This is a genomic window from Mycolicibacterium tokaiense (assembly GCF_010725885.1).
In the GTDB taxonomy this organism is placed as follows: domain Bacteria; phylum Actinomycetota; class Actinomycetes; order Mycobacteriales; family Mycobacteriaceae; genus Mycobacterium; species Mycobacterium tokaiense.
The window spans coordinates 4,610,635-4,635,106 of record NZ_AP022600.1; the positions used below are offsets into that span (position 1 = coordinate 4,610,635).

20 protein-coding genes are annotated in these 24,472 nt (G+C 68.7%); 14 read left to right on the top strand and 6 right to left on the bottom strand.

Going from position 1 to position 24,472, the window contains the following annotated elements; genetic code table 11:
- Positions 1-15 precede the first annotated feature (15 nt).
- The 5 genes from lspA to dnaE all read left to right on the top strand — a co-directional run bounded on the left by lspA (position 16) and on the right by dnaE (position 6,676).
- Positions 16-618, top strand: a complete 603-nt coding sequence (lspA, locus tag G6N58_RS22455) for a signal peptidase II (protein ID WP_115281340.1) — start codon at positions 16-18, stop codon at positions 616-618.
- Positions 615-1,538, top strand: a complete 924-nt coding sequence (locus G6N58_RS22460) for an RluA family pseudouridine synthase (RefSeq protein WP_068916757.1) — start codon at positions 615-617, stop codon at positions 1,536-1,538. Before lspA ends, G6N58_RS22460 begins: the two co-directional genes overlap by 4 nt.
- The gene (gene rarD, locus G6N58_RS22465) at positions 1,538-2,452 is read left to right on the top strand and encodes an EamA family transporter RarD (protein WP_115277234.1); all 915 of its coding nucleotides are present in this window, start codon (positions 1,538-1,540) and stop codon (positions 2,450-2,452) included. The genes G6N58_RS22460 and rarD overlap by 1 nt, the downstream gene beginning before the upstream one ends.
- On the top strand, positions 2,452-3,060 hold the full coding sequence (locus tag G6N58_RS22470) for a SecDF P1 head subdomain-containing protein (protein WP_115277233.1): 609 nt from the start codon (positions 2,452-2,454) through the stop codon (positions 3,058-3,060). Before rarD ends, G6N58_RS22470 begins: the two co-directional genes overlap by 1 nt.
- 67 nt (positions 3,061-3,127) lie before the next feature.
- The gene (dnaE, locus tag G6N58_RS22475) at positions 3,128-6,676 is read left to right on the top strand and encodes a DNA polymerase III subunit alpha (RefSeq protein ID WP_115277232.1); all 3,549 of its coding nucleotides are present in this window, start codon (positions 3,128-3,130) and stop codon (positions 6,674-6,676) included.
- Positions 6,677-6,796: 120 nt separating this feature from the next.
- On the opposite strand, the gene G6N58_RS22480 is transcribed toward dnaE, so the two are convergent.
- Complete coding sequence (locus G6N58_RS22480; RefSeq protein WP_115277231.1) at positions 6,797-7,036, bottom strand: hypothetical protein; 240 nt, start codon at positions 7,034-7,036, stop codon at positions 6,797-6,799.
- A gap of 99 nt (positions 7,037-7,135) precedes the next feature.
- Between G6N58_RS22480 and ilvA the strand changes: the two genes are divergently transcribed.
- The 3 genes from ilvA to G6N58_RS22495 all read left to right on the top strand — a co-directional run bounded on the left by ilvA (position 7,136) and on the right by G6N58_RS22495 (position 10,370).
- Complete coding sequence (gene ilvA / locus G6N58_RS22485) at positions 7,136-8,419, top strand: threonine ammonia-lyase IlvA (RefSeq protein WP_163908330.1); 1,284 nt, start codon at positions 7,136-7,138, stop codon at positions 8,417-8,419.
- Between the two features lie 111 nt (positions 8,420-8,530).
- Complete coding sequence (locus G6N58_RS22490; protein WP_163908332.1) at positions 8,531-9,469, top strand: methionyl-tRNA formyltransferase; 939 nt, start codon at positions 8,531-8,533, stop codon at positions 9,467-9,469.
- Between the two features lie 16 nt (positions 9,470-9,485).
- Positions 9,486-10,370, top strand: coding sequence for an ATP-grasp fold amidoligase family protein (locus tag G6N58_RS22495; protein WP_115281339.1), 885 nt, complete (start codon positions 9,486-9,488; stop codon positions 10,368-10,370).
- Positions 10,371-10,385: 15 nt separating this feature from the next.
- On the opposite strand, the gene treZ is transcribed toward G6N58_RS22495, so the two are convergent.
- Genes treZ through sucT form a run of 4 tightly spaced genes read right to left on the bottom strand, consistent with a single transcriptional unit; the run spans position 10,386 to position 18,797 of the window.
- Positions 10,386-12,113: a malto-oligosyltrehalose trehalohydrolase gene (gene treZ / locus G6N58_RS22500; protein WP_115277230.1), complete on the bottom strand. Its 1,728-nt coding sequence runs from the start codon at positions 12,111-12,113 to the stop codon at positions 10,386-10,388.
- Complete coding sequence (gene treY / locus G6N58_RS22505) at positions 12,106-14,406, bottom strand: malto-oligosyltrehalose synthase (RefSeq protein WP_115277229.1); 2,301 nt, start codon at positions 14,404-14,406, stop codon at positions 12,106-12,108. Before treY ends, treZ begins: the two co-directional genes overlap by 8 nt.
- Before the next feature lie 6 nt (positions 14,407-14,412).
- Positions 14,413-16,599 carry a glycogen debranching protein GlgX gene (glgX, locus tag G6N58_RS22510; RefSeq protein WP_115277228.1) on the bottom strand — a complete coding sequence of 729 codons (2,187 nt, stop codon included), beginning with the start codon at positions 16,597-16,599 and terminating at the stop codon, positions 14,413-14,415.
- A 44-nt stretch (positions 16,600-16,643) separates the two neighbouring features.
- Positions 16,644-18,797, bottom strand: coding sequence for an acetyltransferase SucT (sucT, locus tag G6N58_RS22515; RefSeq protein ID WP_172544949.1), 2,154 nt, complete (start codon positions 18,795-18,797; stop codon positions 16,644-16,646).
- Between the two features lie 70 nt (positions 18,798-18,867).
- Here sucT and G6N58_RS22520 point away from each other — a divergent pair, with 70 nt between their 5' ends.
- Genes G6N58_RS22520 through G6N58_RS22535 form a run of 4 tightly spaced genes read left to right on the top strand, consistent with a single transcriptional unit; the run spans position 18,868 to position 22,549 of the window.
- Positions 18,868-20,172, top strand: a complete 1,305-nt coding sequence (locus G6N58_RS22520; protein WP_172544948.1) for an adenosylmethionine--8-amino-7-oxononanoate transaminase — start codon at positions 18,868-18,870, stop codon at positions 20,170-20,172.
- 31 nt (positions 20,173-20,203) lie between these two features.
- A complete protein-coding gene (locus tag G6N58_RS22525; RefSeq protein ID WP_115277226.1) occupies positions 20,204-21,346 on the top strand; it encodes an 8-amino-7-oxononanoate synthase in 1,143 nt (380 codons plus the stop codon).
- Positions 21,337-22,029, top strand: coding sequence for a dethiobiotin synthase (gene bioD, locus G6N58_RS22530; RefSeq protein ID WP_115277225.1), 693 nt, complete (start codon positions 21,337-21,339; stop codon positions 22,027-22,029). The genes G6N58_RS22525 and bioD overlap by 10 nt, the downstream gene beginning before the upstream one ends.
- 7 nt (positions 22,030-22,036) lie before the next feature.
- Complete coding sequence (locus G6N58_RS22535; RefSeq protein WP_068916771.1) at positions 22,037-22,549, top strand: 2'-5' RNA ligase family protein; 513 nt, start codon at positions 22,037-22,039, stop codon at positions 22,547-22,549.
- Here G6N58_RS22535 and G6N58_RS22540 read toward each other — a convergent pair.
- Positions 22,546-23,115, bottom strand: a complete 570-nt coding sequence (locus G6N58_RS22540; RefSeq protein ID WP_115277224.1) for a TetR/AcrR family transcriptional regulator C-terminal domain-containing protein — start codon at positions 23,113-23,115, stop codon at positions 22,546-22,548. The genes G6N58_RS22535 and G6N58_RS22540 overlap by 4 nt on opposite strands.
- Before the next feature lie 55 nt (positions 23,116-23,170).
- On the opposite strand from G6N58_RS22540, the gene bioB reads away from it, so the two are divergent.
- A complete protein-coding gene (gene bioB, locus G6N58_RS22545; RefSeq protein ID WP_115277223.1) occupies positions 23,171-24,178 on the top strand; it encodes a biotin synthase BioB in 1,008 nt (335 codons plus the stop codon).
- 24 nt (positions 24,179-24,202) lie between these two features.
- The gene (bsaP, locus tag G6N58_RS22550) at positions 24,203-24,448 is read left to right on the top strand and encodes a biotin synthase auxiliary protein BsaP (protein WP_115277222.1); all 246 of its coding nucleotides are present in this window, start codon (positions 24,203-24,205) and stop codon (positions 24,446-24,448) included.
- Positions 24,449-24,472 lie beyond the last annotated feature (24 nt).

A 24,472-nucleotide genomic window follows, 5' to 3' on the forward strand; every position in this document is an offset into this window, starting at 1 on the left:
CCGGCCTAGGGGATGATGGTCGGCGTGAGTGATGAGACACCCGACTCCCCGGAGCCGGCGGCCGAGCCTGCCGGACCGCAGGCCGCGGCTGCCACCGCACCGCCACCGCGCAAACGGTTGACGCTGCTGTTGTCGGTGGCGGCCGTGGTGTGGGTGCTGGACGTCATCACCAAGATCGCCGCCGTGCACTACCTGACCCCGGGCCAGCCGGTCTCGATCATCGGCGACACCGTCACCTGGACTCTGGTGCGCAACTCCGGGGCCGCGTTCTCGATGGCCACCGGCTACACCTGGGTGCTGACGCTGGTGGCCACCGGCGTGGTGGTCGGCATCATCTGGATGGGCCGTCGGCTGGTCTCGCCCTGGTGGGCGCTGGGACTGGGAATGATCCTCGGCGGCGCGCTGGGCAACCTGGTGGACCGGTTCTTCCGCTCGCCCGGGCCGCTGCGCGGCCACGTGGTGGACTTCCTGTCCATCGGCTGGTGGCCGGTGTTCAACGTGGCCGATCCGGCGGTCGTCGGCGGGGCCATCCTGCTGGTGGTGCTGTCGTTGTTCGGATTCGACTTCGACGCTCCTGCCCGCCGCAAGGCGGAACCCGATCCCGAGCCGCAGACATGACCGAACGCGCGATGCCGGTCCCCGAGGGTCTGGCGGGCCTGCGCGTCGACGCCGGGCTGGCACGGCTGCTGGGCCTGTCGCGGACCGTCGCCGCCGAGATCGCCGAGGGCGGCGGGGTGTCGCTCGATGGCGCCCCGGCGGGCAAGTCGGACAAGCTGAGCGCGGGAGCCTGGCTGGAGGTCCGGTTGCCCGAGGCGCCGCCCCCGGTGGAGAACGTGCCCGAGGAGATCGAGGGCATGGCCATCTTGTACTCCGATGACGACATCGTCGCCGTCGACAAACCCCCCGGGGTGGCCGCGCACGCCACCGTCGGCTGGCACGGCCCCACCGTGCTGGGCGGGCTGGCCGCCGCCGGCTTCCGGATCAGCACCTCGGGCATTCACGAGCGCCAGGGCATCGTGCACCGCCTCGACGTCGGCACCTCCGGGGTGATGGTCGTCGCGCTCTCCGAACGGGCCTACACGCTGCTGAAGCGGGCGTTCAAGGAACGCACCGTGGACAAGCGCTACCACGCGCTGGTGCAGGGCCATCCCGATCCGAGCAGCGGCACCATCGACGCACCCATCGGCCGCCACCGCGGGCACGACTGGAAATTCGCGGTCACCGAGGACGGCAGGCACAGCGTCACCCACTACGACACCGTCGAGGCGTTCCAGGCCGCCAGCCTGCTCGACGTGCACCTGGAGACGGGCCGCACCCACCAGATCCGGGTGCACTTCGCCGCGCTGCACCACCCCTGCGCCGGCGACCTGACCTACGGCGCCGATCCGACGCTCGCCAAACGCCTCGGGCTGCAGCGCCAATGGCTGCACGCCCGGTCGCTGGCCTTCGCGCACCCCGCCGACGGCCGCCGCATCGAGATCACCAGCCCCTATCCCGCTGACCTGCAGCACGCGCTCGACGTCCTGGCTGCGCACTAGTGCCTCGATCTGCCCCGTCCGCGGGACTGCTCTACGGGCTGGGCGCCTACGGCGCCTGGGGGTTGTTCCCGGCCTTCTTCCCGCTGCTGCAGCCCGCCGGGGCGTTCGAGATCCTGGCCCAACGCATCGCGTGGACGTGTGTGTTCATGGTCATCGTGCTGGCCGTGGTGCGCCGCCTCGGCGACCTGCGCCGGATCTCCGGCCGGACCTGGCTGCAGCTGCTGCTGGCCTCGGTGCTGATCTCGGTGAACTGGCTGACCTACATCTACGCCGTCAACAACGGCCATGTGGTCGACGCCGCGTTGGGCTATTTCATCAACCCCCTGGTCAGCGTGGCCGTCGGGGTGCTGCTGTTCAAGGAGCGACTGAACCGGGCGCAGATCTGCGCCCTGGTGATCGCCGTGGCGGCGGTGCTGACGCTGGGGGTGCAGTTCGGCGCGCCGCCGTGGATCGCGCTGGCCCTGGCGTTCTCGTTCGGGCTCTACGGCGCGGTGAAGAAGGTGGTGCCGACGGACCCGCGGGTCAGCGTCGGGGTGGAGGCGGCCATCGCCGCGCCGGTGGCCCTGGTCTACCTGGGGGTCATCGAGGCCACCGGCGCCGGCCACTTCGCCAACTCGGGCTCCACCCACATCGTGTTGACCATCGCCTCCGGGGTGCTGACTGCGGTGCCGCTGCTGCTCTTCGGCGCCGCGGCGCAGCGACTGCCGCTGGTCACCCTCGGCCTGCTGATGTACATCACCCCGGTCATGCAGATGACATGGGGCATCCTGGTGGGTCATGAACCGATGCCGCCGTTGCGCTGGGTGGGCTTCGCGCTGATCTGGCTGGCGCTGGCGGTGTTCAGCACCGATGCGATCCTGCGGGCGAGGCGGGCCCGGACGTCGGCGACCGGACGTGGTACACAACTCGTGTGATGGACCAGCGCACCCGCGCCGCGGCCGACCGCAGACGCAAGTTCACCATTGCCATCGTGGCCGCGGTGGTGGGCGTGGCCATCGTGGTGCCCATCGCGGGTTCGCTGCTGGTGCAGATGTTCAGCTCCGACGCGGCCTCCGAGCAGAGCAACCAGACGCCGACGTCCACGGCGCCGCCGGTGTACACCATCAAGCCGCTCTCGGTGCGTCCGGTGATCGCGGTGGAGGGCGTGCTGCCGGAGACCTGCCCGCCGCCGGGACCGTCGGATCCGGCCGTGGAGGTGCGCGTCTGTGACTTCACCCGCACGGCTCTCTACACGCTGGGGCCGCAGGGGGTGGCGCTGCAGTTGGTCCGGGTGGACTCGCTGCTGTCGCCGATCACGAACGGCTACATCGTCCAGGTCGCGATGAACAGCGAGTCGGCGTCGGCGTTCGCCGACTACACCAGGACCCAGGTCGGCAAGCAGATCGCGTTCGTGCGCGCGTCGACGGTGGTGTCCGCGCCGCAGATCTCCGAGGCGGTGGTCGGCGACCTGTTGCAGCTGTCCGGCAACCTCACCGAGCAGCAGTCCGACGAGATGGCGCGGCTGCTGCAAGACGAGACCTGACGCCACGCGCGACACGTCGTCCGACACGCCCGACGGTGTCGGTGCCCGGCCCTAGACTGGGCGGCCTATGGGTACCAATGACTCCTTCGTGCATCTGCACAACCACACCGAATACTCGATGCTCGACGGTGCCGCGAAGGTCAAACCCATGCTCGCCGAGGCGCAGCGCCTCGAGATGCCCGCCATCGGCATGACCGACCACGGAAACATGTTCGGCGCCAGCGAGTTCTACAACGCGGCCACCTCGGCGGGCATCAAGCCGATCATCGGTATCGAGGCCTACATCGCCCCGGCGTCGCGCTTCGACACCAAGCGCGTGCTCTGGGGGGATCCGAGCCAGAAGTCCGATGACGTCTCCGGCAGTGGTTCGTACACGCACATGACGATGGTCGCCGAGAACGCCACCGGTCTGCGCAACCTGTTCAAGCTGTCGTCGCTGGCCTCGTTCGAGGGCCAGCTGGGCAAGTGGTCGCGCATGGACGCCGAGATCATCGCCGAGCATGCCGAGGGCATCATCGCCACCACCGGCTGCCCGTCGGGGGAGGTGCAGACCCGGCTGCGCCTCGGTCATGTCGATGAGGCAATCGCCGCGGCGGCCAAGTGGCAGGAGATCTTCGGCAAGGAGAACTTCTTCCTGGAACTGATGGACCATGGCCTCGACATCGAGCGCCGGGTCCGCGAAGGGCTGCTGGAGGTCGGCAAGAAACTCGGCATCCGGCCGCTGGCCACCAACGACTGCCACTACGTCACCCGCGACGCCTCCCAGAACCACGAGGCGCTGCTGTGCATCCAGACCGGCAAGACCCTCTCGGATCCCAACCGGTTCAAGTTCGACGGCGACGGCTACTACCTGAAGTCGGCGGCCGAGATGCGGGCGCTGTGGGATGCCCAGGTGCCCGGCGCCTGTGATTCCACGCTGCTGATCGCCGAGCGGGTGCAGCCCTACACCGATGTGTGGGCGCCCAAGGACCGGATGCCGGTGTTCCCGGTGCCCGAAGGCCACGACCAGGGGTCCTGGCTCACCCACGAGGTGATGACCGGGTTGTCCCAGCGCCGCTTCCCGGGCCAGGAGGTACCCCAGGAGTACGTCGACCGGGCCAACTACGAGATCAAGGTCATCTGCGACAAGGGTTTCCCGGCCTACTTCCTGATCGTGGCGGACCTGATCAACTACGCCCGCTCGGTCGGCATCCGGGTGGGTCCGGGCCGAGGTTCGGCGGCGGGTTCGCTGGTGGCCTACGCCATGGGCATCACCAACATCGACCCCATCCCGCACGGTCTGCTGTTCGAGCGGTTCCTCAACCCGGAACGCCCGTCGGCTCCCGATATCGACATCGACTTCGACGACCGTCGCCGCGGTGAGATGCTGCGGTATGCCGCCAACAAGTGGGGCAGTGACAGGGTGGCCCAGGTCATCACCTTCGGCACCATCAAAACCAAAGCAGCGCTGAAGGATTCGGCGCGGGTGCATTACGGTCAGCCCGGCTTCGCGATCGCAGACCGCATCACCAAGGCGCTGCCGCCGCCCATCATGGCCAAGGACATCCCGGTGTCCGGCATCACCGATCCCAACCACGAGCGGTACAAGGAAGCCGCCGAGGTGCGCGCGCTGATCGACACCGATCCCGATGTGCGCACCATCTTCGAGACCGCCCGCGGGCTCGAGGGCCTGGTCCGCAACGCCGGTGTGCACGCCTGTGCGGTGATCATGAGCTCCGAGCCGCTGATCGACGCCATCCCGCTGTGGCGCCGGCCGCAGGACGGCGCTGTCATCACCGGCTGGGACTACCCGTCGTGTGAGGCCATCGGCCTGCTGAAGATGGACTTCCTGGGTCTGCGGAACCTGACGATCATCGGCGACGCGATCGAGAACATCAAAGCCAACCGCGGTGAAGACCTGGATCTGGAGTCGCTGGAACTCGACGACCCCAAGGCCTACGAACTGTTGGGCCGCGGCGACACGCTGGGGGTGTTCCAGCTCGACGGCAGCGCCATGCGGGATCTGCTGCGGCGCATGCAGCCCACCGAGTTCAATGACATCGTGGCGGTGCTGGCGCTGTACCGCCCCGGCCCCATGGGCATGAACGCCCACAACGACTACGCCGACCGCAAGAACGGCCGTCAGCCCATCAAGCCCATCCACCCCGAGCTGGAAGAACCGCTCAAGGAGATCCTGGCCGAGACCTACGGCCTGATCGTCTACCAAGAGCAGATCATGTTCATCGCCCAGAAGGTCGCCTCGTACTCGATGGGCAAGGCCGATGCGCTGCGCAAGGCCATGGGCAAGAAGAAGCTGGAGGTCCTCGAAGCCGAGTACAAGGGCTTCAAGGAGGGCATGACGAACAACGGGTTCTCCGAGGCCGCGGTGAAAGCGTTGTGGGACACCATCCTTCCGTTCGCCGGTTACGCGTTCAACAAGTCCCACGCCGCCGGCTACGGCCTGGTGTCCTACTGGACCGCCTACCTCAAGGCCAACTATCCGGGCGAGTACATGGCGGGCCTGCTCACCTCCGTCGGCGACGACAAGGACAAGGCCGCCATCTACCTCGCCGACTGCCGGCGCCTGGGCATCACGGTGCTGCCGCCGGATGTCAACGAGTCGGTGCAGAACTTCGCCTCCGTCGGTGACGACATCCGGTTCGGCCTCGGCGCCGTGCGCAACGTCGGAGCCAATGTGGTTGCCTCCCTGGTGAACACCCGCAAGGAGAAGGGCAACTTCACCGACTTCTCGGACTATTTGAACAAGATCGACATCGCCGCCTGCAACAAGAAGGTGACGGAATCACTGATCAAGGCCGGTGCGTTCGACTCCCTCAAGCACCCCCGGAAGGGGCTGTTCCTGGTGCACACCGACGCGGTTGATTCCGTGCTGGGCACCAAGAAGGCCGAGGCCATGGGGCAGTTCGATCTGTTCGGTGGGGGAGACGACGACGGCGGCACGGACGCGGTGTTCACTATCCGGGTGCCCGACGAGGAGTGGGAGGACAAGCACAAGCTCGCCCTCGAGCGCGAGATGCTGGGTCTCTACGTCTCGGGCCACCCCCTCAACGGCATCGCCCACCTGCTCGCCGCGCAGGTCGACACCCAGATCCCGGCGATTCTGGAGGGTGCCATCCCCAACGACACCCAGGTGCGCATCGGCGGCATCCTGGCGTCGGTGAACCGGCGGGTGAACAAGAACGGACTGCCGTGGGCGTCGGCGCAAATCGAGGATCTGGCCGGTGGGGTCGAGGTGCTGTTCTTCCCGCAGACCTATTCGGCGTTCGGGGCGGACATCGCCGACGACGCGGTGGTGCTCGTCGGCGCCAAGGTCGCCATCCGGGATGACCGGATCTCGTTGATCGCCAACGAGCTGGTGGTGCCGGACTTCTCGAGTGCCCAGGCGAACCGGCCGATCGCGGTCAGTCTGCCCACCCGCCAGTGCACCATCGACAAGGTCACGGCGCTCAAGCAGGTGCTGTCGCGACATCCGGGCACCTCGCAGGTGCATCTACGGTTGATCAGCGGCGAGCGGATCACCACGCTGGAATTGGATCAGTCGCTGCGGGTCACGCCGTCGTCGGCGCTGATGGGCGACCTCAAGGCGCTGCTCGGACCGGGCTGCCTGGGCGGCTGACACTCCACCCGCCTGGGCGTAGCTTGTCCCGCGGGGAATGCGGCGCGAGTGGCTGTCGATCGACGCGTGCTCCTGCGGGAGTCATCCCCGCGTGGGTCGCCGGTGTCCGGGACCCGTCAGTCAGCGAGTGCGGTGGGCGTGTCCCGCGGTCAGCCACACCAGGGTGGCTGCGGCCGCGCCGCCGAGGACTGCGGGTGAGGCGGTGGCAGTGACCACGAACACGGCGGTGAAGACCACCAGTCCGAGCACGAGCGCCCACACCTTGTAGGCAGGCCAGGGGACACCGGCCACCATGATCTCGCCCACCCCGAGCTCCGGGGTGGGGCCTGCTGCGTCCCGGAAGTGCTCGGCGGTGGTCATCTGTTCACGATAGCTCGCAGACAAAGTTTCGGCTACCCGAAACCCCGGATCGGGGTCAGCCTTTTTCTGGCCGTGACACCCGCGTGGCACCATTGATCGGTGTCTGCTGAACTGAGCCAGGATCCCCGTACGGTTTCGCCGCTGTCCGCGGCGGACATCGACGCGGCGGCTCAGCGTATTGCCGGCGTGGTGAGCGCCAGCCCACTGCAGTTCAGCGACCGGCTGTCGCAGCTCACGGGCGCGCTGGTGTACCTCAAACGCGAGGACCTGCAGTCGGTGCGGTCCTACAAGCTGCGCGGCGCCTACAACCTGCTGATGCAGCTGACGCCGGAAGAGATCGCGGCCGGGGTGGTGTGCTCCTCGGCCGGCAATCACGCGCAGGGTTTTGCGCTGGCGTGCCGGTCCATGGGCATCCACGGCCGGGTGTACGTGCCGGCCAAGACGCCCAAGCAGAAGCGTGACCGCATCCGCTACCACGGCGGCGACTTCATCGAGCTGATCGTCGGTGGAGCCACCTACGACCTGGCAGCCGAAGCCGCCCGCGACGACGTGGCCCGTACCGGAGCCACCCTGGTCCCGCCGTACGACGATCCGCGCACCATGGCCGGCCAGGGCACCATCGCCGTGGAGATCCTCGACCAGCTCGACGGCGAGCCCGATCTGGTGATCGTGCCCGTCGGTGGCGGGGGCTGCATCAGTGGCATCACCACCTACCTGGCCGACCGGACCAGCCGCACCGCGGTGCTGGGTGTCGAACCCGCGGGGGCGGCGTCCATGGTGGCGGCCATGGCGGCCGGTGAACCCGTCACCCTCGACCATGCCGACCAGTTCGTCGACGGAGCCGCCGTCAACCGGGCCGGGGCCAACCCTTTCGCCGCACTGTCGGCCGTCGGCGACATGGTGTCGCTGACCACGGTCGACGAGGGCGCAGTGTGCACCGCCATGCTAGACCTCTACCAGAACGAGGGCATCATCGCCGAACCGGCGGGAGCGCTGTCGGTGGCGGGGCTGTTGGAGGCGGACGTGACGCCGGGCTCGGTGGTGGTGTGCCTGATCTCCGGCGGCAACAACGACGTGTCCCGCTACGGCGAGGTGCTGGAACGGTCCCTGGTGCATCTGGGACTCAAGCACTACTTCCTGGTGGACTTCCCGCAGGAGCCGGGGGCGCTGCGCCGCTTCCTGGACGAGGTGCTTGGACCCCACGACGACGTGACACTCTTCGAGTACATCAAGCGCAACAACCGCGAGACCGGAGAGGCGCTGGTGGGCGTCGAGCTGGGTTCGGCGGCGGGTCTGGAGGGCTTGCTGGAGCGGATGGAGGCCTCGGAATGCCACGTCGAGGCACTGGAGCCGGGCTCGCCGGCCTACCGCTACCTGACCTGAGCCACAACACAACGCGTTGGTAGCTTAGCCAAACCTAACCTGATCTGGTTGACTGTCCGCTGACAGGCAGCTGTCCACAGCTGCTCCATAGCTCAGTCGGGGGTTCGGTCCATGCGCGTCGTCTTCTTCGGTTTCCAGACCTGGGGAGTCCGGACACTGCACGCTCTGCTCGATCTGAACCACGACGTTCCGCTGGTGGTCACCCATCCGTCCAGCGCGCAGACCTACAAGGCCATCTGGTCGGACTCAGTGGAGGAGCTCGCCGGCGACCGCGGTATCCCGGTGCACCTCACCGACCGCATCGACGGCGAGACCGTCGATCTGGTGAAGCGAGCCGAGCCGGACGTCATCGTGGTCAACAGCTGGTACACCTGGATGCCCGCCGAGCTCTACGACCTCCCCCCGCACGGCACCCTGAACTTCCACGACTCGCTGCTGCCCAAGTTCACCGGCTTCTCCCCGGTGCTGTGGGCACTGATCAGCGGTGAGAGCGAATTCGGGCTGACGGTGCACCGGATGGACGAGGGCCTGGACACCGGCGACATCCTGGTGCAGCGCGCGTTGCCCATCGGCCCGTGCGACACCGGCACCGATCTGGTGCTGCGGGGCATGGAGCTGATCCCGGGGGTTCTCGACGAGGCGTTGACGGCGCTGGCCGGCGGCAGCCCGGCCTGGCAACCGCAGGACAAGGCGCAGCGGACCTACTTCCACAAGCGCTCCGATGTGGACAGCCGGCTCGACCTGTCCTGGCCGGCAACCGATCTCGAACGGTTCGTCCGGGCCCTGTCGGCGCCGTACCCCCGCGCCTACACCCACTACCGGGGCCGACGCATCGAGATCCTGGAGGCCAGGGTGTCGCAGGCGCGCTACGGCGGCACCGCAGGCCGGGTGATCGTGCAAGAAGGCGGTGGCGCTGTGGTGTGCGGACCGCAGCCCTTTCGCGGCACCAACGCGGGTCTGGTCATCACCCGGGTGCGCACCGCCGACGGTACCGAACACGAGGGCGCGGAGTTCTTCCTGCCCGGCGGCTACCTCACCGAAGCGCCCTGAGGCAGAAGTGCCCGAGATGCTGCTGCGGGACCGGCCCGCCCCTGCCTTCGTCGAGGCCATCAGCCGCCGCCTGCTCGGTGCGCTGCCCGTGCCGGCACTGCGCCACTTCAAGCACTGGCAGATGATCGGCACGTTCGGCGACTTCCAGAACCCGACCACGTTCAACGAAAAGGTGAACTGGCGGATCCTCTACGACCGCCGCGACCGTATCGCCGCCGCCTGCGACAAGCTGCGGATGAAACAGATGGCCCGGGCCGCGTACCCGGGTACCGATCTTCTGATACCCGAAACATTCTGGGCGGGAACAGATCTGCGTGACGCACCGGCTCTGGCGACGCTGCCGCCGTGTGTGCTGAAACCCAACCACAGCAGCGGTCAGGTGATCCTGGACCCGCAGCAGCACGACTTGACCGAGCTGACCCGCCGCACCGCCGAGTGGTGGACCCGCACCCCGGTCGAACTGGGGGAGTGGGGCTACACCCAGGCCCAGCCGCTGCTGCTGCTCGAACAGCGCATCCCCGCCCCGGACGCAGCCGGGTTACCCGACTACAAGTTCTACGTCTTCGACGGCCGGGTCGAGCTGATCCAGGTCAACCGGGGCCGGTTCGGCGCGCAGACCGCCACCTTCCTCGACGCCCGGTGGAACCGGTTGCCGGTCAAGTGGCGGATCATGGACGTCGCCGACGAGCCACAGCCGCCCGAGTTGGACGCCATGCTCGACCTGGCGTCCGCACTCGGGGCGGACTGGGACTTCGTCCGCGTCGACCTCTACGCCGTCGACGGTGCCGTCTGGTTCGGCGAATACACCCCGTATCCCGGCGGCGGCCTGCTGCGTTACGACCCGATCGACTTCGATCGCGAACAGGGGCTGTGTTGGAAGCTGCCGGACCTCGCCGGCTGACCTCCGCCGGTCAGTTCAGCGCCGCAGCACCGCGAACGAATGTGCTTGCAGCACCGTGCTGTCCGCGCCGATCTCCGGGTCGCCCCAGGCCAGCAGCACTTCACCGGTGACCGGCACCGCCACCGCGTTCTCACCGAGGTTGCAGGCGATGTCCAGCCCACCGCGGCGCAGCACGATCCAGCGCGCGTCCTCGTCGAACTCGACAGCCAGATGGTCCAGCCAGAAATCGGCCAGGTCGGGTTCGCGTTTGCGCAGCGCGATCAGATCCCGGTAGAGCTCGAACATGGCGGCGTGCTCACCCGAGCCGACTTCCGCCCACTCCAGTTTGGACCGTTCGAAGGTGGCCACGTCCTGCGGATCCGGGATGTCGTCGGCATCCCAGCCGTGCGAGGCGAATTCGGCCTTGCGGCCCTTGCGGGTGGCCTCGGCCAGCTCCGGCTCCGGATGGGAGGAGAAGAATTGGAACGGCGTGGACGCCGCCCACTCCTCGCCCATGAACAACATGGCGGTGAACGGCGTCAACAGGGCCAGCGCCGCACTCACCGCGAGCTGTCCGCCGTCCAGGTACGCCGACGGACGGTCGCCGATGGCCCGGTTGCCGATCTGGTCGTGGGTGCACGTGTAGGCCAACAGGCGGTAACCCGGAATCTTGCTGGTATCCAACGGTTTACCGTGACGCCGATGCCTGAACGACGAGTACGTCCCGGCGTGGAAGTAGCCGTGCTGCAGCGTGTCGGCCAGCGTCTTCATCGAGCCGAAGTCGTGGTAGTAACCCTGCCGTTCCCCGGACACCGCGGTGTGCAGGGCATGGTGGATGTCGTCGTCCCACTGGGCCGTCATGCCCAGCCCGCCGTCGGCGCGCGGCGTGATGAACCGCGGGTCGTTGCGGTCGGTCTCGGCGATCAGTGACAGTGCGCGGCCCACTTGCGCTGACAGCGCGTCGGTTTCGGTCGACATCTCCTCGAGGATGTGGATGGCGGTGGTGTCCACCAGCGCGTGTACGGCATCCAGGCGTAGGCCGTCGGCGTGGAAATCCCGCATCCAGCGCAGTGCGCAGCCGATGATGAGGTTGCGCACCTCATCGGAGTCGGCGTCGGCGATGTTGATGCCCTCGCCCCACGGGTTGCTCGCCGACGACAGGTACGGACCGTACCTCGGCAGGTAGTTGCCCGACGGGCCGAGGTGATTGAACACCGCATCGATCAGTACGCCCAGACCTCGGGTGTGGCAGGCGTCGATGAACCGCACCAGACCGTCGGGGCCGCCGTAGGGCTCGTGGACCGCCCACCACAGCACCCCGTCATAACCCCAGCCGTAGGTGCCGCTGAAGGCGTTCACCGGCATCAGTTCCACGAAGTCGACGCCCAGGGCCATCAGGTGATCCAGCTTGTCGATCGCGGCGTCGAACGTACCCTCGGCGGTGAACGTGCCGATGTGCAGTTCGTAGATCACCGCTCCCTCGATAGAGCGACCCGACCAGGCCTCATCGGTCCACGTCGCGGCCGCCGGATCCCACAGCTGAGACCGCGCGTGCACGCCGTCGGGTTGCCGAGGGGAGCGCGGATCCGGCAGCACCGTGGGGTCGTCGTCGAGCAGGAAGCCGTACCGCACGTCCGGGGCCACGTCCAGCGTGGTGCGCCACCAGCCGTCATCATGGCGGGTCATCGCGTGCACGGTGCCGTTGACGTCGAGGCGGACCAGGTCGGGTGTGGGTGCCCACACCGCGAATTCGTGCTCAGACAACGGTTCTCTCCAAGAGGGTGACGGGAAGCTCGGCGAACAGGGTGTCGGCGGGCACGGTGCCGCTGTGCACCGCTCCGGAGATGCGGTCGGTCCAGGTGCCCGGGGGCAGGGTCAGCGCGGTGTCGCCCCACCCGGTCTCCTCCAGGTGCACCGTCCACCGGCTGGCGGCCACCACCACGTCCTCGCCGCGCAGGTAGGCCACCAGGTTCGCGTGTGCCGAACCGGCGGCCAGCAGCGCGCGGTACTGCGACGACAGGAAGGTCTCCGGCCGGTCGCGACGCAGCCGCAGTGCCGCCGCGGTGACGCGCATCTTGGGGTGTGTCGACTCGGCCAGGGCGGCGCGGCGGGCGTCGTAGTCCACCGGCCGACGGTTGTCAGGGTCCACGAGGCTGTCATCCCAGAGTTCGGTGCCCTGGTAGACGTCCGGGATTCCCGGTCCGGTGAGCTGAAACAGCTTCTGGCCCAACGCATCACTGCGACCGTGCGGGTCCAGCCGGGCCACCAGTGCGGTGAGTTCGGTCGCGACCGGGCCGTCGAAGATCGTGTCCAGCCAGGTGTGCAGGGCGTTCTCGACATCCTCGGAAGGGTCGTTCCAGGTGGTGTGCACGGCCGCTTCGCGGCTGGCCTTCACGGCGTAGTCGTGCACCCGCCGGCGAAGTTCACCGGTGATGGCTCCGTCGGCAGGCCACACCCCGAAGAGGTTCTGCCACAGGAACAGTCCGGCCTGCGCGTCGTGAGACGGTGCCATCGTCTCCCAGGTGCGCACCAGCTCGGTCCATAACCCCGGCACCTGGGAGAGCACGCCGATCCGCGCGCGCACGTCCTCCCCGCGTTTGGTGTCGTGGGTGGTCAGCGTCGTCATCGCCGTCGGCCACAGCTGCGCCCTGGTGGCGGCACTGTTGTGGAACTCCGCGGCGCTGACCCCGAACCGGTCCAGCTCACTGCCCACCTCGTTGACCGAGACCAGCGTCGGATCCCGGTAGAACAGGGAGTCCTCCACGGCCTTGGCGGTGGTGGCACCACACAGCTGCTGCAGCCGGGTGGCGGGCTCGACATCCTGCAGGGCGACGGCCAGCACCTCCAGCGCCTCACTCAGATCCGGTCGCGCAGCGGCACTCTCGGCGAATGCGGTCGATCCCATCGCCGAGAGGCTGGGGTAGTCGTAGCGGTAGACGTGGATGTGTGTCAACACCTCGGCGATGGCGTCGGGCAGCAGAGGGTGATCCACGCCGGTGGCGGCTTCCACCGTCCGGCACAACCGGTTCAGTTCGCTGGTCAGGGTGTGTTCCACCACGTTGACCTTGGACTCCGCCACCAATTCGGCGGTGCGCCCGGAACTGAGGTGTCCCTCGCCGGTGGCGGTGCTGTCCACCAGGGCGTCCAGCGTCGCCCTGCCCGCGGGGTCGACGAACAACCCGCCGATCTCGCGCAGCGCGTCGTACCCGGTGGTGCCGGCCACCGGCAGGCTGAGGTCCAAGGCCTCATCGGGGGCCAGGATCTTCTCGATGACGATCCAGGCCTCGGGGCCCACGAGCTCACGCAGCCAGGTCAGATAGCCGGCCGGGTCGGCGAGGCCGTCGGGATGGTCGATGCGCAGCCCGTCCACCAGGCCGTCGTCGAACCAACGTTTCACCTCGGCGTGGGAGGCGTCGAAGACCTCCCGGTCCTCCTGGCGCAGCCCGGCCAGTGAGGTGATGGAGAAGAACCGGCGGTATCCGCAGACGTTGTTGCGCCAACCGATCAGCCGGTAGTGCTGGCGGTCGTGGACCTGCGTCCCGGTACCGTCGCCGGTGCCCGGGGCCAGCGGCCAGGTGCGGTCACCGAGTCGCAGCACGTCGCCGTCGACCTCCAGATCGTCGACGTCGGAGTCGTCACCCAGAACCGGCAGGACGATGCGGTGGTTCTGATCGAGGTCCCAGTCGATGTCGAAGAACTTCGCGTAGGGGGAGTCGCGGCCCAGCCGCAGCACATCCCACCACCACGGGTTCTGGGAGGGGTCGTCGACGCCGACGTGGTTGGGCACGATGTCCACCACCACGCCGAGGCCACGCGACTGGGCGGCGGCCGCGAGTGCCGAAAGCCCTTCGGCGCCACCGAGTTCGGCGGAGACCGTGGTGGGGTCGGTGACGTCGTAGCCGTGGGTGGAACCGGCGGCCGCGGTCAGGATGGGGGACAGGTACAGGTGGCTGACCCCGAGGGAGTCCAGGTAGTCCACCAGCGCCTCGGCGTCCGGGAAGCGAAAAGCGTCGCCGCGCAATTGCAGTCGGTAGGTCGACAGCACAGGTCGTGTCATGGGGTTTCAGTCCGTCTTACGTAGGATCAACACAGAGCGGGGGTGTACCGAGACCGGGCGGCCGGCTTCGACCACCAGATCGCTGTCGCCGCGGGGATGGGCGGTGTCCAGGATGGCGGTCCACTCGTCGGCATAAGTGCCGTCGGGGGTGGTGAATTCCACCGGGACGTCATGGGCGTTGAAGCACAACAGGAACGAGTCGTCGAGCACCTGCTCGCCGCGGGCGTTCGGCGCCGGGATGGCGTCGCCGTTGAGGAACACCGCCACGCACTTGCCGAAATCCGAGCCCCAGTCCTCGGGAGTCATCTCCAATCCCGCAGTGGTGAGCCAGGCGATGTCCCGCACCTGCTCGCCGGTGCGGATGGGCTTGCCCTCGAAGAACCGGCGGCGTCGAAACGCCGGGTGCGCCTTGCGGAATGCGGTGACCTTGCGGGTGAACGCCAGCAGGTCGGGGTTGGTGGCGCACATCGTCCAGTCCATCCAGGACAGAGGAGAGTCCTGGCAGTAGGCATTGTTGTTGCCGTGTTGGGTGCGGCCGATCTCGTCCCCGTGGCTGATCATCGGGGTGCCCTGGCTGACCATCAGGGTGACCCACATGTTGCGCATCTGGCGGGCGCGCAACTCGAGGATCTCGGGATCGTCGGTGGGGCCCTCGACACCGCAGTTCCACGACCGGTTGTGGCTCTCGCCGTCGCGGTTGTCCTCCCCGTTGGCCAGGTTGTGCTTCTCGTTGTAGGAGACCAGGTCGTTGAGGGTGAAACCGTCGTGCGCGGTGACGAAGTTGATGGACGCACTCGGTCGTCGGCCGGTGGCCGCGTACAGGTCGGAGGAACCGGTGAGGCGGGAGGCGAACTCCCCCAGGGTCGCGGGCTCGCCGCGCCAGAAGTCGCGCACGGTGTCGCGATACTTGCCGTTCCACTCGGTCCACAACCCGGGGAAGTTGCCCACCTGGTAGCCGCCCTCACCGACGTCCCAGGGTTCGGCGATCAGCTTCACCTGGCTGATCACCGGGTCCTGCTGGACCAGGTCGAAGAACGCCGAAAGCCGGTCCACATCGTAGAACTCACGAGCCAGGGTCGAGGCCAGGTCGAACCGGAAACCATCCACATGCATCTCCAGTACCCAATATCGCAGCGAATCCATGATCAGCTGCAAAGTGTGGGGATGTCGGGCATTGAGGCTGTTTCCGGTGCCGGTGAAATCCTTGTAGTAGCGCAGGTCACCGTCGAGCAGCCGGTAGTAGGCCGCATTGTCGATGCCCCGGAAGTTGATGGTGGGACCCAGGTGGTTGCCCTCGGCGGTGTGGTTGTAGACCACGTCGAGGATCACCTCGATCCCCGCCTCGTGGAAGGCTCGGACCATCGCCTTGAACTCGGCCACTGCGCCGCCGGCGTACCGGCTGGCGGCGTACTGGAAATGCGGGGCGAAGAAGCCGACGGTGTTGTAGCCCCAGTAGTTGTGCAGGCCGAGGTCCAGCAGTCGGTGATCGTGCATGAACTGGTGCACCGGCATCAGTTCGATCGCGGTGACGTTGAGTGACTTGAGGTGCTCGATGATCACCGGATGTCCCAGGCCTGCATAGGTTCCGCGGAGTTCCTCGGGCACCCCGGGGTGATTCTGCGTCATACCCTTGACGTGGGCTTCGTAGATGATCGTCTCGTGGTAGGGCGTGCACGGGGCACGGTCGGACTGCCAGTTGAAGAACGGGTTGATCACCACGCTGGTCATGGTGTGGCCCAGGGAGTCCACCTGGGGTGGCACGCCTCCGGAGGCCAGATCGTCGGCCTGCAGGTCGTAGGAGTACAGCGCCTGGGTGAAGTCGAAGTCGCCGTGGAAGGCCTTGCCGTAGGGATCCAGTAGCAGCTTGCTGGGATCACACCGGTGGCCGGCGCTCGGGTTCCAGGGTCCGTACACGCGGAAGCCGTAGCGCTGGCCCGGGCTGATGGTGGGCAGGTATGCGTGCCAGACGTAGCCGTCCACCTCGTCGAGGTTGATGCGCGTCTCGGTGCCGTTCTTGGCGATCAGGCACAACTCGACCTTGGTGGCCACCTCGGAGAACACCGAGAAGTTGGTGCCGGCGCCGTCGTAGGTGGCGCCCAGCGGGTACGGGCTTCCCGGCCACACCGTGGTGACGGTGGGTGCGGGCGTCAAGGGGGCACTGGCGGGGGGTCCGGGTGGCTCGCTCGACGACATCACAGCACCCTATCGGTCCAGGTGCCGCCCTGCCGCCGAGACGTTCACCACCACCCGGTGGCGGGTCCCATCTGCCGGCCCAGTTCATCGGTCAGCGTGCGCATGTAGGTGGCGGTCAGGTGATGAGAGTCGTGATACAGCAGCACATTTCCCTCGACGGCGCGGCAGGTGTCCCGGCGGCACACGGCATCGCTGAGGTCCAGCGGCTTGAGGTTGGGGAACTGTTTGATGAAGTCGAGGGTGGGATTGTGGTCGGACAGGGCCTGGGAGCGTTTCATGCCGCACGAGATGGCGTCGCCGCCGCTGGCCAGGCAGTCCGCCGGCAGAAAGGGCTTGCCGTCGGAGTCCAGGATCCACGGGGTGTCGCGCATGGCCAGCACCGGAATGTCATTGTCTGCCAACGATTGCCAGATCCCGATGTAGGTGGCCGGCATGACGTCGCCGTCCTTGATGTTCCACGGCCGCGTCGAGGTGGTGAACACGAAGTCCGGCCGGTCGGCGATCAGCTTGCTCATCGCCCGCTCGTTCCAGGTGTGGCAGTTCGGGTACTCCCGGTTGCTGCCCATCACCAGCGGGAGCTCTTCGGTGGTCAGCGGGCAGCCCATCTTCAGATAGGTCACCACCTTGAAGCCGTGCTGCTTGCCCAGCAGGTCCAGCGCGGTGATCCAGTGCTCGGCGTGCGAGCCGCCGGCCAGGGCGACGGTCCGGGTGGCCTGCTGGTCACCGTAGGTGCAGTTGATGACGCGGATGTTGCTGAAGTCGCTGATGCAGCCGTCGATGGTGGACTGCGGCAGGTCGTCCTTGGCCTCCAGCACCGTGGGCCGCATCGGCAGGTCCGGTACCCGGGTGCCGTGCAGCAGGGCGTCGGCGCCGGGGTAGTCGCGCAGCGCCAGCCCGGCCAGTTCCTCGCCGTTGTTGCGCTGGACGGTCATGTGCTCGCGCCAGGTGAACGACGTCGCGGTCAGCGCGACGCCGAGCAGGATCACGAACGTGCCCGGGGCCATCGTGGGCCGGCGCAGCCGCGTGCGCAGGGTGGGCTTCACGGCCCCGGCCGCGGGCGCCCGGTAGCGCAGGGGCTCCTCGACGAAGCGCATGGTCAGGTACGCCAGCAGGCCGGAGATCAGCAGGATCACCGCGCCCTCGACGAAGTTGGCGTGCTCGTGGCCGGTGAACACCAGCCAGAAGATCAGCAGCGGCCAGTGCCACAGATACAGCGAGTAGGCCATCGAGCCCAGCGTCACGAACGGTTTCCAGGCGAGCATCCGGCTGGGCAGCGGCAGCTTCTGCCCGGGCTGGCGGTTGGCCGCGGCCAGGATCATCAACACTGCAGCACCCACCGGCACCAGCGCCCACGGCCCGGGGAATTCCTGCACCCCGTCGATCAGCCAGCCGCAGCACAGGATGGCCACCAGGCCCACGGTCGCAGCGAGCAGGCGCAGCCACCCGGGCCAGCGGATGCGGCCCACCAGCGCCCCTGCCGCGGCACCGAGCAGCAGCTCCCATGCCCGGGCGAAGCTGTTGTAGTAGGCGGTGGTCTGGTCGGTGTTGTGGGCGATGATCGCGTACACGAACGAGGCGACGGTCAGCGCCGCCAGCAGCACGATGAACAGCGTCCGCAGGTGTTTGCCCAGCGGTCGGCGCAGCAACGCGGTCAGCCCCACGACCAGCAGCAGGAACGCCAGGTAGAACTGGCCCTGCACCGACATCGACCAGATGTGCTGCAGCGGGCTCACCGCCTCGCCGGCCCGCAGGTAGTCCGACGCGGTGTTGGCCAGCTCCCAGTTCTGGTAGTAGCCCAGGCTGGCCAGACTCTGGTCGGCGAAGGTCTCCCAGCGGGTCTCCGGCTGCACCAGCACCGTCAGTACCGCCGACGCGGCGAGCACCACCACCAGCGCGGGGAGCAGGCGGCGCACCAGGCGGCTGATCTCGCGGACCGGGTTGGGGGTGGCGCCGGGAGACAGGGCATTGCGCAGCAAGCGGCCGCCGAAGAAGAAGCCGGACAGCACGAGAAAGACGTCGACACCGCCGGAGACCCGGCCGAACCAGACGTGGAAGACAGCCACCAGCGCGATGGCCACACCGCGCAGTCCATCGAGATCGTGTCGGTAGAAACCCGATTTCCTGGTCCCCATCGCGGCCGGGGTAACAGGTTCCGGAGTGGTAGCCGGCTCCGGCCTGGTCGGGGTCAAGAACATCATGATCGCCTGACAATGTACCCAACCGCGCTGCAAGGCTCCTGGTGAGCAAAGCGGGCTACGCTCTGTGTCCGTGCCGAATGAGTCGCGCTTGACGCCCGCCGAGATCAGCGCCATCGACACCGCGCACGTCTGGCATCCCTACAGCACGATCGGTGCGCCGGGCAGCCGGCCCGCGACGGTGGTGCGCAGCGCCAAGGGCGCCTGGTTGACGGTGGTGCGCGACGGCGCGGAGATCCAGGTGCTCGACGGGATGGCGTCGTGGTGGACGGCGGTCCACGGGCACGGTCATCCGGTGCTGGACGAGGCGGTGATCCGCCAGGTGGGCACCATGAGTCACGTCATGTTCGGCGGCTTGACCCACGAACCGGCGGCGCGCCTGGCGCAGCTGTTGGTGCAGATCACCCCGGCCGGGCTGGAGACGGTGTTCTTCAGCGACTCCGGATCGGTGTCGGTGGAAGTGGCCGTCAAGATGGCGGTGCAGTACCAGCGCAGCCGGGGCCGGGCCGCCAAGACGCGGTTGATGACGTGGCGCGGCGGGTACCACGGCGACACCTTCACCCCCATGAGCGTGTGCGACCCCGACGGCGGCATGCACACCCTGTGGACCGACATCCTGACCCACCAGGTGTTCGCGCCACCGGTCCCCAGCGAGTACGACCCGGCCTACAGCGCGGCGTTTGACCTGCAGCTGGCCGAACACGCCGGCCAGGTGGCCGCCGTCATCGTCGAACCGGTGGTCCAGGGGGCCGGCGGGATGCGGTTCCACGACCCGCGGTACCTGCGGGATCTGCGGCAGATCTGCGACCGGCGCGACGTGCTGCTGATCTTCGACGAGATCGCCACCGGGTTCGGCCGCACCGGGGAACTGTTCGCCGCCGACCACGCCGGCGTCAGCCCCGACATCATGTGTGTCGGCAAGGCGCTCACCGGCGGCTACGTCACCCTGGCGGCCACGCTGTGTACCGCGGAGATCGCGCACGTCATCAGCACTTCCGACGCCGGGGCCCTGATGCACGGTCCCACTTTCATGGCCAACCCGCTGGCGTGTGCAGTGTCGGTGGCCAGCGTGGAGCTGCTGCTCGGGCAGGACTGGCGCACCCGGGTGGCCGAGATCGAGTCGGGCCTGCGGTCCGGGCTGGCGCCCGCCGCCGCGGTGCCGGGGGTGGCGGACGTGCGGGTGTGCGGCGCCATCGGGGTGATCGAGATGGCGGCCCCGGTCGACCTGGCCGTCGCCACCGAGGTGGCCCTGGACCATGGTGTGTGGCTGCGCCCCTTCCGCAATCTGGTGTACGCCATGCCACCCTTCGTCTGCACGCCCGCCGACATCGAGCAACTCACCACCGCGATGGTGGCGGTGGCGCGTGCGTTAACCTGAACGCTGTTCAAGTCCGACCCGGGAGGCCGCCGTGTTCACCACCGACGTCGCACCGCTGGCATGGCTCGCCGACACCGAACAGCAGCGCCGCGCCGCGGGACTGCGCCGGTCCCTGCGCCCGCGGGGCGCCGCGCCCGTCGATCTGGACCTGGCCTCCAACGACTACCTGGGGCTCTCGCAGCATCCCGAGGTCATCGAGGCCGGCATCGCCGCCTTGCGCACCTGGGGCGCCGGATCCACGGGCTCGCGGCTGGTCACCGGGGACACCGAGCTGCACCAGGAGTTCGAGCGGACGCTCGCCGAGTTTGTCGGCGCACCTGCTGCGCTGGTGTTCTCCTCGGGATACACCGCCAACCTCGGCGCGGTGGTGGCGCTGTCGGGTCCCGGTTCCCTGATCGTCTCCGACGCGTACTCGCACGCCTCGCTGGTGGACGCCTGCCGGCTGTCGCGGGCCCGGGTCCACGTCGCCGCACACCGCGACGTCGACGCCGTCGCCACCGTGCTGGCCGCGCGCACCGAGGACCGGGCGCTGGTCATCACCGACTCGGTGTTCAGCGCCGACGGTGCGTTGGCGCCGTTGCAGCAGCTGCACGACGTGTGCCGACGCCACGGCGCGGTGCTGTTGGTCGACGAGGCCCACGGCCTCGGGGTCCGCGGAGACGGCGGTCGCGGCCTGCTGCAGGAGGCCGGCCTGGCCGACGCCCCGGACGTCGTCATGACGACGACGCTGTCCAAAGCACTGGGCAGCCAGGGCGGCGCGGTACTGGGCTCGGTGGCGGTGCGTGACCACCTGATCGACGCCGCCCGGACCTTCATCTTCGACACCGGGCTGGCACCCGCCGCCGTCGGTTCGGCGCTGGCCGCGCTACGCCTGTTGGCCGCCGAACCGCAGCGGGCGGACGCGGTGCTGCGCCACGCCCGGGTGCTGGCGCAGATGTGCGGTGTCACCGGGGAACCGCAGTCGGCCGTGGTGTCGGTGATCCTCGGTGAGGCGGATGTCGCGGTGGCTGCCGCGCAGGCCTGCCTGGACCGCGGTGTCCGGGTCGGATGCTTCCGGCCGCCGACGGTGCCTGCCGGGACGTCGCGGCTGCGCCTGACGGCCAGGGCGTCGCTGACCCCCGACGAGCTGGCGCTGGCGCAGGCCGTGCTCACCGAGGTGTTGGCATGTCGGTAGTGGTGATCACCGGTACGGGCACCGGTGTCGGCAAGACCGTGGCCACCGCCGCGCTGGCCTGCCACGCCCGGTTCACGAATCTGCCGGTGGCGGTGTGCAAACCGGTGCAGACCGGCACCGACCCGGCAGACGGCGGCGCCGGTGATGACGACCTCGCCGAGATCGGCCGGCTCGCCCAGGTCACCGCACTGCGCGGCGTCGCCCGCTACCCGCAGCCGTTGGCGCCCGCGGCGGCGGCCGAGCTGGCCGGGCTGCCGTTGCCCACCGCCGACGAGCTGGTCACCGCCATCCGGGACCTCGACGCCCCGGGGCAGTTGACCCTGGTCGAGGGGGCCGGGGGACTGCTGGTCCAGCTCGCCGCGGACGGGGTGACCCTGCGCGAGCTGGCCGCCGAGCTGACCGCCCCCGTCGTCGTGGTGGTCTCCGCGGAGCTCGGCACCTTGAACCACACCGCGCTCACGCTGGAGGCGCTGGCGCACCGGGGGCTGGACTGCGCCGGGCTGGTGATCGGCTCCTGGCCGGCGGCGCCCGGGTCCGCGGAGATCTCCAACCGCGGTGCGCTCGCCGAGCTGGCGCCGGTGCGGGCCGCCCTGCCCGCGGGCGCGGGGTCGCTGTCAGCCCAGGATTTCACCACGCTGTGTTCGGCGGCGTTCGACACCGCCTGGGTGGCCGGGCTGATCTGATGACACCGTGGCGCATTCCATCGAATTGACCTTCGACGATCAGACCGACGCCGCGCTGCGGGCGGTCTGGGACGCCCTCGACGCCGCCGGGGTGCCGAGCCAGAACCGGGTCCAGTCGGACACCAACCGCCCGCACGTCACCGTGACGGTGGCCGGGCATCTCGACGCCGGCGTCGACGCCGGGCTGGCCACCCTCGGCGACCGGTTCCCGCTGCCGTGCACCGTCGGGGCGCCGCTGCTGTTCGGCCACGGCCGATTCGTGCTGGCGCAGTTGATCGTGGCGTCCGCGCCGCTGCTGGACCTGCACCGCGACATCCACACGCTCTGCGCGCCCTACCGGGACGTCAGCGTCCCGCACACCGAGCCGGGGCAGTGGACCCCGCACGCGACGCTGGGCCGGCGGTTGTCCGCCGAGCAGATCGGCGTGGCCCTGGCGTGTGTGCCCGGTGACCTGTCGGCCGCCTTCGTGGGGTTGCGCCGCTGGGACGGCGACGCCAAGGTCGAACACCGGCTGATCTAACTGGTGGCGCGGACCGCCATCCCGTCGATCAGCAGCGCGAGGCCGAAGCCGAAGGTGTCCGGGCGGTCGAACGCCGGCCCGCCGGTCGGCAGCGCCCCGGCCGAGTCCAACTGGAGACGGGACTGCTCGTCGACGGTGAAGCCCAGCGTGTAGTAGATGATCGTGCGCGCCGCCAGCTCGGCTTCGGCCTCCGGCATGCCGGCATCGCGGGCGGCGGCCGTCAGCAGCCCCACCACCAGCGGCATGGCCGCGGACTGGCCGGAGGCGAAGCTGGCCGATACCAACTCGGCGCCGTCGGTGTGGGAGAGCAGGGCGTCGCGCAGCCGGGTGCACACCGTGGCGATGCGCTCACGCCAGCCCAGCCCGTCGACGCAGCGGCAGGCCGGGCGCAGCAGCTCATCGGCCACCGCGCCCAGCAGTTCCTGCTTGTTGGCGAAATGCCAGTACAGGGCGCCGGCGGTGACGTCGAGCTCGCGCGCCAGTCGGCGCATCGTCAGGTCGGCGATCCCGAAGTTGTCCAGGATCCGGGTGGCTGTGGCGATCACGTCGCGTTTGTGCAGCTGCACACCGCTAGCCTAACCTGAACACCGTTCAAGTGGCAGACAGGGATGGAGCCCAGCCGTGACACAAGCCGCACTCGACATCCTCACCGAGGCCCGCCAGCAGGTGCTCGACAGAGGTCAAGGCCTCGACCGGGACCAGGTGCTGCAGGTGCTGCAGCTGCCCGACGACCAGCTCGAGGAGCTGCTGGCGCTCGCCCATGACGTCCGGATGCGCTGGTGCGGCCCCGAGGTCGAGGTCGAGGGGATCATCAGCCTCAAGACCGGCGGCTGCCCGGAGGACTGTCACTTCTGCTCGCAGTCCGGGCTGTTCGCCTCGCCGGTGCGCAGTGCCTGGCTGGACATCCCCAGCCTGGTGGAGGCGGCCAAGCAGACCGCCAAATCCGGTGCCACCGAGTTCTGCATCGTGGCCGCGGTGCGCGGCCCCGACGAGCGGCTGCTGACCCAGGTGGCCGCGGGCATCGAAGCCATCCGCAACGAGGTCGACATCCAGATCGCCTGCTCCTTGGGCATGCTGACCCAGGAACAGGTGGACCGCCTCAAGGACATGGGCGTACATCGCTACAACCACAACCTGGAGACCGCGCAGTCGTTCTTTCCGAACGTTGTCACCACCCACTCGTGGGAAGAGCGCTGGAGCACCCTGGAGATGGTGCGCGAGGCCGGTATGGAGGTCTGCTGCGGCGGCATCCTGGGCATGGGTGAGACGCTGGAGCAGCGCGCCGAGTTCGCCGCCAACCTGGCCGAGCTGAACCCCCACGAGGTCCCGCTGAACTTCCTGAATCCCCGTCCGGGCACCCCGTTCGGTGATCTGGAGGTGCTGCCGGCCAACGAGGCACTCAAGGCGGTCGCCGCCTTCCGGCTGGCGCTGCCCCGCACGATGCTGCGCTTTGCCGGTGGCCGCGAGATCACCCTCGGCGACCTGGGCGCCAAGCAGGGCATCCTCGGCGGCATCAACGCCGTGATCGTCGGCAACTACCTGACCACGCTGGGCCGCCCGGCCGAGGCCGACCTGGAATTGCTCGAAGACCTGCAGATGCCCATCAAGGCTCTCAACGCGAGCCTCTGACTCGATCTGTACAAAGGCAAGGTGATGGTTTACTCGACTGCCTCGCCGGAGCCGGTGGCCGCCGGCGCCTACAACGTCTACACCGGTGTCGCCACCGAGGACGCTGCCGGTGCCGCCGTGCCCACCGCCGCGCAGCTGGGCCTGGAGCCGCCGCGGTTCTGCGCGGCCTGCGGGCGCCGGATGATCGTGCAGGTGCGCCCGGACGGGTGGCGGGCGGCCTGCTCGCGGCACGGCCAGGTGGACTCCCGGGATCTGGACACCCGCCGGTGACGGCCGACGCGCCGCGCACCGGGC